Annotated in this window: 12 protein-coding genes and 1 pseudogene; 5 read left to right on the top strand and 8 right to left on the bottom strand. The window is 62.8% G+C overall.

Features of this window, described 5'->3' with window-relative positions; translation table 11 throughout:
- Positions 1-341: integrase core domain-containing protein (locus BMW66_RS19125; protein ID WP_139196305.1), on the top strand; the 341-nt coding region annotated here is incomplete at its 5' end.
- Here the strand turns inward: BMW66_RS19125 and BMW66_RS19120 are convergent.
- Positions 298-744, bottom strand: coding sequence for a DUF262 domain-containing protein (locus tag BMW66_RS19120; RefSeq protein WP_093120749.1), 447 nt, complete (start codon positions 742-744; stop codon positions 298-300). The genes BMW66_RS19125 and BMW66_RS19120 overlap by 44 nt on opposite strands.
- Before the next feature lie 234 nt (positions 745-978).
- Between BMW66_RS19120 and BMW66_RS19115 the strand changes: the two genes are divergently transcribed.
- Entirely contained in the window at positions 979-1263 is a 285-nt protein-coding gene (locus BMW66_RS19115; RefSeq protein WP_093120747.1) for a helix-turn-helix domain-containing protein, read from the top strand.
- Positions 1264-1572: 309 nt separating this feature from the next.
- Here BMW66_RS19115 and htpX read toward each other — a convergent pair whose 3' ends face one another.
- From htpX to BMW66_RS19090, 5 genes are all read right to left on the bottom strand, one after another.
- On the bottom strand, positions 1573-2466 hold the full coding sequence (htpX, locus tag BMW66_RS19110; RefSeq protein ID WP_093120745.1) for a zinc metalloprotease HtpX: 894 nt from the start codon (positions 2464-2466) through the stop codon (positions 1573-1575).
- 401 nt (positions 2467-2867) lie between these two features.
- Complete coding sequence (locus tag BMW66_RS19105; RefSeq protein ID WP_217639349.1) at positions 2868-3407, bottom strand: cupin domain-containing protein; 540 nt, start codon at positions 3405-3407, stop codon at positions 2868-2870.
- Between the two features lie 44 nt (positions 3408-3451).
- On the bottom strand, positions 3452-4282 hold the full coding sequence (locus BMW66_RS19100) for a class I SAM-dependent methyltransferase (RefSeq protein WP_093120742.1): 831 nt from the start codon (positions 4280-4282) through the stop codon (positions 3452-3454).
- Between the two features lie 75 nt (positions 4283-4357).
- Positions 4358-4915: an OsmC family protein gene (locus BMW66_RS19095; RefSeq protein WP_093120740.1), complete on the bottom strand. Its 558-nt coding sequence runs from the start codon at positions 4913-4915 to the stop codon at positions 4358-4360.
- Between the two features lie 142 nt (positions 4916-5057).
- Complete coding sequence (locus tag BMW66_RS19090) at positions 5058-6041, bottom strand: alpha/beta fold hydrolase (protein ID WP_217639348.1); 984 nt, start codon at positions 6039-6041, stop codon at positions 5058-5060.
- 346 nt (positions 6042-6387) lie between these two features.
- Here BMW66_RS19090 and BMW66_RS19085 point away from each other — a divergent pair.
- Positions 6388-7455, top strand: a pseudogene (locus tag BMW66_RS19085) (IS110 family RNA-guided transposase).
- Between the two features lie 544 nt (positions 7456-7999).
- Here BMW66_RS19085 and BMW66_RS19080 read toward each other — a convergent pair.
- Together BMW66_RS19080 and BMW66_RS19075 are read right to left on the bottom strand one after the other, a co-directional pair.
- Entirely contained in the window at positions 8000-8818 is an 819-nt protein-coding gene (locus BMW66_RS19080) for a class I SAM-dependent methyltransferase (protein WP_175483328.1), read from the bottom strand.
- Positions 8819-8934: 116 nt separating this feature from the next.
- Entirely contained in the window at positions 8935-9438 is a 504-nt protein-coding gene (locus tag BMW66_RS19075) for a DUF6647 family protein (protein WP_217639347.1), read from the bottom strand.
- A gap of 124 nt (positions 9439-9562) precedes the next feature.
- Between BMW66_RS19075 and BMW66_RS19070 the strand changes: the two genes are divergently transcribed.
- Together BMW66_RS19070 and BMW66_RS19065 are read left to right on the top strand one after the other, a co-directional pair.
- Complete coding sequence (locus BMW66_RS19070) at positions 9563-10543, top strand: winged helix-turn-helix domain-containing protein (protein ID WP_093120735.1); 981 nt, start codon at positions 9563-9565, stop codon at positions 10541-10543.
- A gap of 75 nt (positions 10544-10618) precedes the next feature.
- A partial coding sequence (locus BMW66_RS19065) for a helix-turn-helix domain-containing protein (RefSeq protein ID WP_342741895.1) occupies positions 10619-10848 on the top strand: 230 nt, incomplete at its 3' end.

The following is a 10848-nucleotide window of genomic DNA, read 5'->3' as shown; positions in this document are numbered from 1 at the left end:
ACCGGAACACGATCATCTCCCGGCCGATGCGCTTCGACATGATCTGTGAGGCGAACGGCATCGAGCACCGGCTGACCAAACCCAACCATCCATGGACCAACGGCCAGGTCGAGAGGATGAACCGCACGATCAAGGACGCGACGGTCAAGCGCTTCCACTACGACAGCCACAATCAGCTACGCACGCACCTCACAGACTTCATGGCAGCCTACAATTTCGCCCGGCGGCTCAAAACTCTCGGCGGCCTCACGCCCTACGAATACATCTGCAAGGTCTGGACCTCAGAGCCGGATCGTTTCATCCTAAATCCGATCCACCAGATGCCGGGACTAAACACCTAAGCAGATCGATATAGAGCGTCTTTTCCGACCAGGCATCGGGGCTCGAGCGGCGCTTGTGCTTGGCCTTCTCGGCGAAGCTGCCGCGCAGCGCGATCAACAGCGACGTGATCCGCTGCTGGCCATCGAGCACCAGGGTCACATCCCGGCCATTGGCTGAGGCGGTGGGATTCTGCATGCCCGGCTTCCAGTGCTCGATGAAGTTATAGATCTTCAACTCGCGCTTGAGGTCCTCGTCTACAGCCCAGAACATCAGCGAACTGATCGGATAGCCCTTCAGGAGCGAGTCGATCAGGGTGATGACCTGATCCGCGCTCCACACATAGGGGCGCTGGATGGCCGGCAGAAAATACCGGCTGTTCACATCCGCAAGAAGGTCTCCGATCGTGATGGTCGCGTAGCTCATTGGGCACCTGAGTCTGTGGCCGAGGGGATAGGTGTGACGAGGCGAGTCACATCTGATCCCCGGCGGCAGTTGAATTTGAGTATTGGAAGGGCAAAAAGACCGTCACGCGGTGGCTTGCTCCGGCACGATAAACTGTCCTGCGATGGTCCTCTGTTCTCGACTTTCCGGGTGGCGATTACGCTCTTATGCCGTAACTAGAACAACTGTTCGTGGCGACATGTCAACCCATGCGGAATGGCTAACCGCATGGATCGGCAGAATGAATCTCTCGTGGCCGCTTTCGCGGCGGCGCTGTCTGAACAGCGTGAACAAGCACATCTGACACAAGAAGAACTTGCCGAACGTGCAGATGTTTCGGCGCGCTTCATTTCGTTTCTCGAAACCGGACGAAGGCAACCGTCGCTCTCAACATTGTATGCCTTGAGCATGGGGCTGCGCATCAGCATGCAGGACCTTGTGGCCGCTGTGGAGCGCCATCATGATGCTGACACCGTCGGACCGAAAAGTGGGTCGGAATGATCGGAGTGTCGTGTTTGCGCAACCGCGACAGACAAGCCTGCGACACAGGTCTGCAAGACAATGGGAGCTTTCGCCCTGGGGCAGTGCCGGCGCCAGAACCCATCCCCATGAGGTTCTGGTTGAGAATCTAGGACTTCTCGACCGCCCCCATGCAGTTCGGCTGGTATACTTACCCGAATGTCGAGCCATTCCTTGGCGGAGAGATGTCCAGGTCTGTTTGCGGATAAGCAGAAGCGGCAGTGGCGCATGAGGCCGGGGTCAGTCAAAGCCCCGGGCGAAATCTCACGTGACGGCAACCACCCGGTCGGTTCAAAACCACGGGCCAGCCCGGCCAACCCTTGGACTCTGCGATGCGGCGTCGCCTGCGGACTGCCCAACCAAGGCTTTCAGGGCCGCTACCCGGTTTTCCGTCGCCGGATGGGTCGCGAAAAGACTGTCGTGCTTGTGAGCGTGCAGTGGATTGATGATGAACATGTGGGCGGTCGCGGGATTGCGCTCGGCCGCGTGATTGTCGATCCGGGCTGCGCCGCGCTGAATCTTCTCCAGAGCCGAGGCAAGCCAAAGGGGGTTGCCGCAGATTTCCGCTCCGGCCCTGTCCGCAGCGTATTCCCGGGTGCGGCTGATAGCCATCTGCACCAGTGCGGCGGCGAGCGGGGCAAGGATCATCATCGCGATCATGCCCACAATGCCGAGACCGCCTTCCCGGCGTCCCCCGAAGAAGAGCGCGAAGTTCGCCAGCATGGAGATTGCGCCGGCGACGGTCGCCGTCACAGTCATGATCGCGGTGTCGTGGTTACGGATATGGGCGAGCTCGTGGGCAACGACCCCGGCCAATTCCTCGCGAGAGAGGCTGCGCATCAATCCCGTGGTCACCGCGACTGCCGCGTTCTGCGGATTACGGCCTATCGCGAAGGCATTGGGCTGGGGCGTATCGATGATGTAGACGGCCGGCATCGGCATGCCGGCGCCCTGCGCGAGATCGCGCACCATCTCCGACAACCCTCCGCGATCGCCCTCGGCGACCGGACGGGCGTTGTGCATCCTCAGCACCAAGCGATCCGAGTTCCACCAGCTGACGGCGTTCATCGTGAGCGCCACTGCGAACGCGATCACGATACCAGCCGTCCCGGCGAGCAGATAGCCGATCGCAAGGAACAGGGCCGTCATCGCAGCCATCAAGAGCGCGGTTTTCACGCAGTTCATCGTCGTTCTCTCGCTTGAAGATGACTGCAATATAGGTGGCCGTCCCACTAGGAGAAGAGCGCAGGCCATCGTGGTAGGAGCCCACGCAAGGCATGTGCGAAAGCACCGCGCAGTTTTCAATGAACAGCGTCTCGACCATCCTGGGCTGGTTGTTTCGACATCCAATTACGAGGTTGCCGCATCTTCAGAACCCGAATGCAAAGAGAGAGTCAGCAGGCAGCCTATTCTTGTCGTTCGTCTTCTCCCGGCACAGTATCGCGGCAACATGCAGATAGGGCGGATTCCGGACATTCTCTGCAAGCGCGAACCATTCTTGCTGCGACTCTGGAAGCCGACATTCAGGGAATCTCGGAGCAGGATCGCCCTCTGGGGCCGCTGCAACGCGGCACACCCTCGTGACCTTACCCGCTCAGGCGCTCGATGCCGCATTCCTCATCCAGAGCCGCACCTTCAGCGGCTTCGACCGGAATCGTGAGCGGGCCCTCGGCGGGTACGCCGAACAGCGTTGCGACGACCACTGTCTCCTGATCCGCGCTCGGATTGAAGGCGGTGTGGACAGTGTCGCCGGGATCGACCAGAGCCGAGCCGGGTGCGAAGTCGCGTTCGACGCAATCCTCGGCGAATACGAACGTGAAATCGCCTTCCGCAATCTTGATCAGCACCGTCCCTGGATGCGTGTGCCAAGGAAACACGACACCGGGCTGAATGGTGAACTCGACCATCACCATGTGCGATGTGTCCTCGATCTCGACACTCTGTGGCGGTAGCCCCTCCAGGTTCTGCGTGATCTGCATGGACGTCTCGTTGGGGAAAGCGTGCCGCTCGGTCAGTGGATTGGCGGCGATCGGTTCCGGTTCCTCAGCGGACGCCGTCGCGGTGATTGCCAGCGTGGCGCCAGCCAGGATTGCGGTGTTCAGAGCGAGTTTGGTTGTGCGTGTCATGGCCATCTCCTTTTGGGGTTGGGCTTTCGACAATGCCGAATTGTTCAGCGCCGGGTTCCGGCGGCGACGAGGTAGTCGCGCGGCACGCAGACACCGAGATCGGTGGCGAAGCCGGCGTGAAAGGCGACGAAGTCGCGTTCAAGCGCGCGCGCGTCCGCCTCGTCCAGCTTGCCGACGAGCGTGCGCAGGGGGCCGTAGCCCTCGACGAAGGTCCGCCAGGCGGCTTCCCCGTCGGGTTCCCGGTAGAACGACGTGCCCTGTTCGAAGGCGAGATCGAAATGATCGCCGAGCAGCGTCGTCACCCGCTCCGGTCTGCCCCACTCGAAGGGCGACGGAGGCGGTGTGCCATCGGGCTTGGGCATGTAGCTCTTCATGATCTTGAACATCTCGAAGACGTTGCCGTCGGGCATCCAGGTGGCCAGTGAAATGCGCCCGCCGGGTTTGCAGACGCGCGCGATCTCGGCGGCGGCATCCTCGGGGCGTTGGACGAACATGATCCCGAAGCTCGACATGACCGCGTCGAAGGACGCGTCCGGGTAGGGTAGCGCTTCCGCGTCGCCCAGATCGAACTTGAGGTCCATATGGCGCGCGCCGGCCAGTTCGCTGGCCGCGGCCAGAAGGTCGGGCGCGAAATCCACGCCGGTTACCCGGAACCCGCGCTCGGCGAGCCGCCGCGCGGCCCAGCCGGTGCCGGTCGCCACGTCGAGTACGCGCCCGTCCCTGGGCGGCATCAGCCGGTTTGTGCAGTGTTCGATGGCATCGAGAATGCCGCGGCTGACCTCGTCATAGGCGCCACCCGGGCTGGACCAGGTGGCGGATGGTGTCGCGTTGTGACTGCGAATGGGAGTGTCGAGAGTGTCGGTTGAATCTGTCATGGTTTTCTCCGTTGAAAGTGTTGGTCGCAGGGATCTGAGACAGGCGAGAGTTTTCGGGCGCGAATTTCCGGCGCGCTATTCAGCGGCGGTCTTCTCCGTCGGCTCGCGGAATGTCGTGGTGACGGGGACCCCTTCGCGGAGCGTCTGGAGAACGACGCAGCATTGTTCCGCAGTCGACGTCAGCATCTTGATCTGCGCCGGTTCGACGCCTTCCGTGACTTCGAGGAGCACATCGACCTCGATGCGCTGAAAGCCGGTGGGGACGGTACGATCGACCATCAGGCAACCGCGCACATCGACACGGGCGTTCACAGAGACTTCGAGGGACTCGAGCGGCACGCCCATGCGCGCCGCAATCATGCACAGCGTCGAGTCGAGGCAGGCGGCCAGCGCCGCGCACAGGATGTCGCCCGGGTTCGGCAGGTCGTGATCGCCGCCGATCGCGCGATGGATACCGAAGTCCCACGGCGCGCTCTGGCCGTCGCCGACCTTGACGGTGCCGTGGAACGGGTCGGCGGCGCCGCTTTCCGCGATCGCATGGTCCGTGATCCGTGCCTCGTCGGGCGCAGTTTTGTAACGGTCTTGCAGTGGTTCCTGGCGCTCCTTCACCAGGGCGGTCATGGTCTTGCTCATCGCTCTGCTCCCTTCTGAGATGTCGTTGAGTAATCATGAGGCAACAAACGCCAGCGCGCATGAGGCGCTGGTCCTACGCCGACCTGGAAATTTCGGGGCTCAGGCGTCGGCTTCGGGACCGTTGTCCCGGCCTCGCCGGGCATCAGTCGCGGCCAAGACCTGCGTCGCGGGCCGACACGATCGCCTGTGCCCGGCTTTCGACTCCGAGCTTGGAGAAAACGGTGCTGACGTAATTGCGCACCGTCTTCTCGGAGATCCGCAGCAGATCCGCCAGGTCCCGATTGCCGAGGCCGCGGGCGACGCCGTCGAGCACCTCCGCCTCGCGCGCGGTCAGCGTGTCGAGCGCGAGCCCGCAAGCCCGCTCGGCGGCGGCCTCGGGTTCGAGAAAATCGTTGAACTCACGGCAGAACTGCGCCCACGCATTTTCGTTCGGAAGAAGAATGTGGTTGCTGGTCTCCAGCGGCACGAACCGCGCATTCGGTATCAACGAGGCGAGCTGGCGGCCGGCCTCGAAGGGCACCATGGCGTCGCGGCGACCGTGGAATACTAAGGTCGGCGCCGCAATGTCGCCCGCAACGTCGCGAATATCGAAGTCGTTGAAGGCGTCCCACATCAGCCGCGCATTGCGCGCCGAGGCGCTGCGCCGCTGCATCTCGCTGATCCATCGCAGGGCGTCCTTGTCGGCCTCGGGCATCAGAAGGTTGGCGAAGATCTCCCGGAAGGCGCCGGTCTTCTTGCCCCAGCCCACCTCGATCATCTCGGCCAGAGCGCGCGCTTCTTGAACCAACCGGTCCGGCACGCCCTCGGCATAGGCGCCGAATGGGTAGCTGTCGTAGAGAACGAGGCGGCTGATCCTATTGGGATGCCGCGCGGCGTAGGCGGCCGCGACGGCACCGCCCTGGCACAAGCCAATTAGTGGAAAGCGCGTTAGACCGGCGCACTTGACCACCGCGTCGAGGTCCTCGATCCAGCGGTCCATCGAAAAATCGTCCACATTGCGGTCGGACAGCCCCGAGCCGCGCGGATCATAGCGAATGAGGGTGCGACCGTCGGACAGAAAGTCGAACCAGTGCCGCCACACGGCACTCTGCCGGTCGAGATCGAGATGCGTGAACCAGTTCGCCACCCGGACCAAAGGCGGTCCTTCTCCAGACTCGGCAAAGGCGATCCGAACACCCTCCGCTGACGTGCAAAACCCCACGTGCTGTTTCATGATGGGATTCTACACGCCAACACTGACTTGATAAAGTCACCGGTGGTGACAGGTGTTGCGATGACCCGTTGAAACCACACTCGCTGAACGGACCCTCAACCGTTTCAAATGCTGTGCGCTGCACGAATGGCCGCAGAGCGAAAGCTCCATCGCAGAATGTTGGCCCCCGATGAGTGACCGGTAATGGGATGTGTCGGCTGCTTCCCCACCGTCGGGTTATCCTGAAGAGGGATCAACCGTGCAACAAGGAGAAGTAGCCATGTGTGCAAAGAAGACAGGAAGCTTTGAAAACCTTGCCGTAGTCGGCGTCGACATTGGGAAGGATACGTTTCACCTGGTCGGGTTCGACCGCTCTGGCCAGCTGGTCATGCGCAAGCAGATCAAGCGGTTGGCGCTGAATGCTACGTTCGAGCAGCTCCCGCGCTGCATCGTCGGGATGGAAGCCTGCCTTAGCGCCCATTTTGTCAGCCGAACTCTGCGGGGTATGGGTTTCGAGCCGCGGATCATCCCGGCGATTTATGTGAAGCCGTTCAACAAGGGCCAGAAGAACGATTACAACGACGCCGAGGCCATCGCGGAAGCGGCGTTGCGGCCGAACCTCCGGACCGTTTCGGAGAAGGACCAGGATCAGCTCGACCTTCAGGCCCTGCACCGGGTTCGGGCCCGGCTGGTTTCGCGGCGCACGGCGACCATCAACCAGATCCGAGCCTTCCTGATCGAGCAGGGCATCACCGTCAGGTCGGGGCTGCGGGCGCTCAAGAATTCCTTCGAGACGATCCTCGAACAGCGACGGGATGAGATCTCGCCCCGGATGCGCGGCATTCTGATCGGGCTCTATGGCGACTGGCTCTGGTTGGACAAACGGATCGAGGATATCTCGGGCGAGATCGAAGAGATCAGCCGCACCGAGGAGAACTGCGCCAACATCATGACGATACCCGGGATCGGGCCGATGATCTCAACCGCGATGGTCGCGGCCGTGGGCAAAGGCGAGGCCTTCGATCGAGGGCGCGATTTCGCAGCCTGGGTCGGCCTGGTGCCCCGACAATTCAGCACCGGCGGGCGCACCATTCTCGGCAGGATCACCAAACGCGGCAGCCGCTATCTGAGGATGTTGTTCGTGCAGGCGGCGAAAGTGATCATGATGCGCCCACACCGATGGTCCGACTTCAGTTTCGGCCCGTGGCTGACCGAGGCGGTGGCACGCATGCCACGAAACAAAGCGGCCATCGCGCTTGCCAACAAACTCGCTCGAACCGCCTGAAGCCTTCTGCGGCATGGGACCCGGTTCGACGCGCCAAAAGACGCGGCCATGGAAGCGATCTGACGCCTTCTACGGTCACCAAGGAGTTCGCGATAGAGAGAACAGCATGGAACGGAGAAAATACGCCCCCAGAGTCTGACGGCCCAAATGGTCATCATGGACCTTGCCGGTAATGAGACCACGGCGCGTGCGTAACCCCATCGAGGCCACGGCCCGCGAGCCGATCAACAGGCCGGATACATATGAGCGATTTCCGAAATCGTGCCAAATTCTCGATTGCGAACAGCAGCCGACACATACATTTGGGCCGAGACTGTGTGAAAACTCCAAGCTGTAGTTTGCTTCCTCAAATACCGGGGGCATTCAACCACGCGCTGGAGCAGGAGGCCGGGCGCAACGTCGAGGTGATGTGGTTCGTTGGCCGGCTGATCCCGGATGAACACCGCTTTTCAAGAGTCATCGGTTCAAGCCGCGCCACAGCGTTTGGCGCAAAGCAGTCGTCCGTCTGTCATCGGCCCATTTCTCAGGTCCCGGCAGTTGTGAACGATCATCCCAAAGCTTCATTAACGCCGCCCATGACATGGACTCCCCACGACGTGCCGTCCAACTACGTCTGCGCTGTGACGAGTTTTGCTGGGGCGGGCACGCGCAGTCTTGGGTCGTCGCCGAACTCGGCTGAGACCGCCTGCGCCATCGCGCGGCGAATGGCCTCTCGATTGCGTGGCGGCTGCGCGTCGATCAGCATTTTCGCACGCACCGTGCCGCGCGAGAAGATATTCCACAAACCTTCGGGCTCATCGATCTCGAAAAAGCAGTCGATCGTGCGTGAGTGGATATTCGAGAGACCGGCGTCCGAGAGAAGGGTTTGTGCCGAGGACGGGTCGGCAAAAAGATGAAAGTCTGGCGCGTCCGGTAGCGAAGTTGCGGGATCTGCATGAGCCTGGATTGAGCTGAAAGCAATTCGGAAAGCAGGGGAGCGATCAGGGCCGCACCACGCCGTCATGACAAAATTGCCGCCCGGCCGGAGAACGCGATGAACCTCTGAAAGCACCTTCGGTTGGTCGGGGATATGCATGATGCCGAAGCCACACACGACCGCATCGAACGTCGCGTCGGGGAACGGCATTGACTGCGCATCTCCTTCGCGCAGGTCGGCCGCTTTGGCGCGGCTGCGGGCCTGGCGCAACATCGCAGGCGAAAAATCGAGCCCGGTGACCTCGGCCCCGGCGGCAAGAAGCGCCTCGGTGCCGGCACAATGACCACAGCAAAGATCGAGAACGCGCGTGCCGGGCCCTGCGCCCGATGCATTGACAATCGGGCCGATCCCGATGTCCGTGGCGCGTGCGAACGATGCGGCATAGTTTTCGACGGTCGACGGATCCGCCCAACCTTCCGATTCCAGTCTGCCGAAATTACGATAGCTCATGCATGTGATCCCTGTCGCGGCAGTAACGCCGATTACAGATTTCGGTTTGCCACGCTTTTCCAGATTGGGATAGCCACTTGATCCGGCCATCGTCTGGCACACCGTTCGACGCGGCCCTAATGGGTACAGACGGTTCCGACAAGCCGCGATGCTGCATCTATTCCGAAGGCACCCTCGAGGCTTTGGCCGAACAAGCCGAGCCACGCATCCTGTGCCTCGTAGGCAAGCACCTCGCGCGCGGCGGGGCAGGCAAAGCGCATGCCGGCGACCGCCTGGAGGTGGTGGACCATCTCGTGGACCAGTACCGAAAGCTCGGCGGGCGTGCGCCCGGTCCAGCCGTCCGAAAGGTATATGGTCCGCGCGGTGTCGTCGTAGACCGCGACCACGAGGCCGGGTGGCACGGTTGCCTCCGGCCCGTAGCGCATCGCGACAAGGTCGGCCTCGGCGACGTTGACGAGGGCCGGTACCTGCGCTTCCGCGGGCAGATCGAAGTTCGCCGCGAGCCAAAGCACGATCGTGTCGAGCAGGGGCGGTGCCTCGCGCGGCGTGGTGGCAGCGACCGGGTTGGCGGCGGCGAGGCAGAGCGCGACGATCGCGGATGACACGATGGGGAAGTGCATGGGTGGCCTCCTGGGACGGGTCACGCAGGAGGGTCGGACAAGCTTCGCCGCAGGTCATGAAACTGTCCTGAAAGAAGGCTGAAATTGTGCTATAATTTCGCTAACACGCCATCGGGACAATGCCATGACCGCTTCGGATGCCCTTCGCTTCGGCAGTTTCGTCCTCAACCGCGAGCGCGGATGCCTCGAAGACGCGTCGGGTGCGGAGCGGATCTTGCGCCCGAAATCGTACCGGGTGCTCGAGGTTCTCTGCGAGCGGCGTGGCCGCTTGGTGAGCAAGGACGAGCTCATTCAGCAGGTCTGGCCCGATGTGATCGCCTCAGACGATTCCCTCGCGCAATGCGTGAGCGAGATACGGCGCGCGCTCGGCCCGGAAGGCTCGAGCCTTCTGCGCACCGTGCCGCGACGGGGTTATCTGCTGTCGTCCGAGGATATCGACGTTGAGGCGACGCATCGCGATGCGCCGACCCGAAAGCCATTTGCACGGGTCGGCACGCGTGCCGCGGTGGTCGTGATGGTGGTGGCGCTGATCGGCGTCTGGTGGAGTCTGCCCGGGAACAATACGGCCCCTGTCCCCAAGCCGGCAAACACCGCGTTGGTGCAGGCGAACGCGCTGTTGGCGTCGCGCGACTGGCGGCAGCGCGGGGATAATGAGCGGGCGAGGGCGCTGCTCGAGACGGTGGTCGCCGATCAACCGGGCAATGCCGACGCCTGGGCGCAACTCGGGTTGACCTACTGGCTGGAGGTCCAGCATCTCGCCTGGGGTGGCGGTCGGCGCGAGATGACGCGGGCGCTCGGGATGGTGGAGCGTGCCGTCGCACTTGGCGGCAGCGCGCGGGCGCACAGGTTGCTTGCCGAGATGCGGCTGCTCGCGCCGTTCCCGGAAATGCGGCTGCCGGTCGACGCGCTGGCGAATGCGCGCGCGGCGGTCGCCCTTGGACCGGACGCGCCCGGCAACCTTGCCGTGCTGGCCCATGTTCTGGCGCTGACCGGTCGCGCGGACAAGGCGGTCGAGACCATCGAGAGCGCCTTGCGTCTCGACCCGGACCCGCCCGACTGGTACCGGCAGGTCGCCGGGCTGAGCTATCTGTCCCATCCCGGATGATCATATAGACCCTCGCCGAACTGCATTGTTCATGGCAAGATCGATCCTGCGCGAGGTTCGGGACGGGGAAATGACATGCTGATCTCTCTTCACAAGCAGGCCACCACGACGCCGAAGGTGCGGGCGGCGATCCAGGCGAGCACTGAGCCGGCGTGGGTCGTGGCGGAGCGCTACGGCATCTCCGAGCAGACCGTTTGGAAGTGGCGCAAGCGCGACAGCGTGCAGGATCGCAGCCACACGGCGCGCCGGTTGCAGACGACGCTGACGCCGACGCAGGAGGCTGTGGCGGTTTCCTTGCGCAAGAG

The organism is Salinihabitans flavidus (genome assembly GCF_900110425.1).
GTDB classification, from domain to species: Bacteria; Pseudomonadota; Alphaproteobacteria; order Rhodobacterales; family Rhodobacteraceae; genus Salinihabitans; species Salinihabitans flavidus.
The sequence above is the reverse complement of the archived record's forward strand: the minus strand, read 5'-3'. Positions and strand labels throughout refer to the sequence as shown.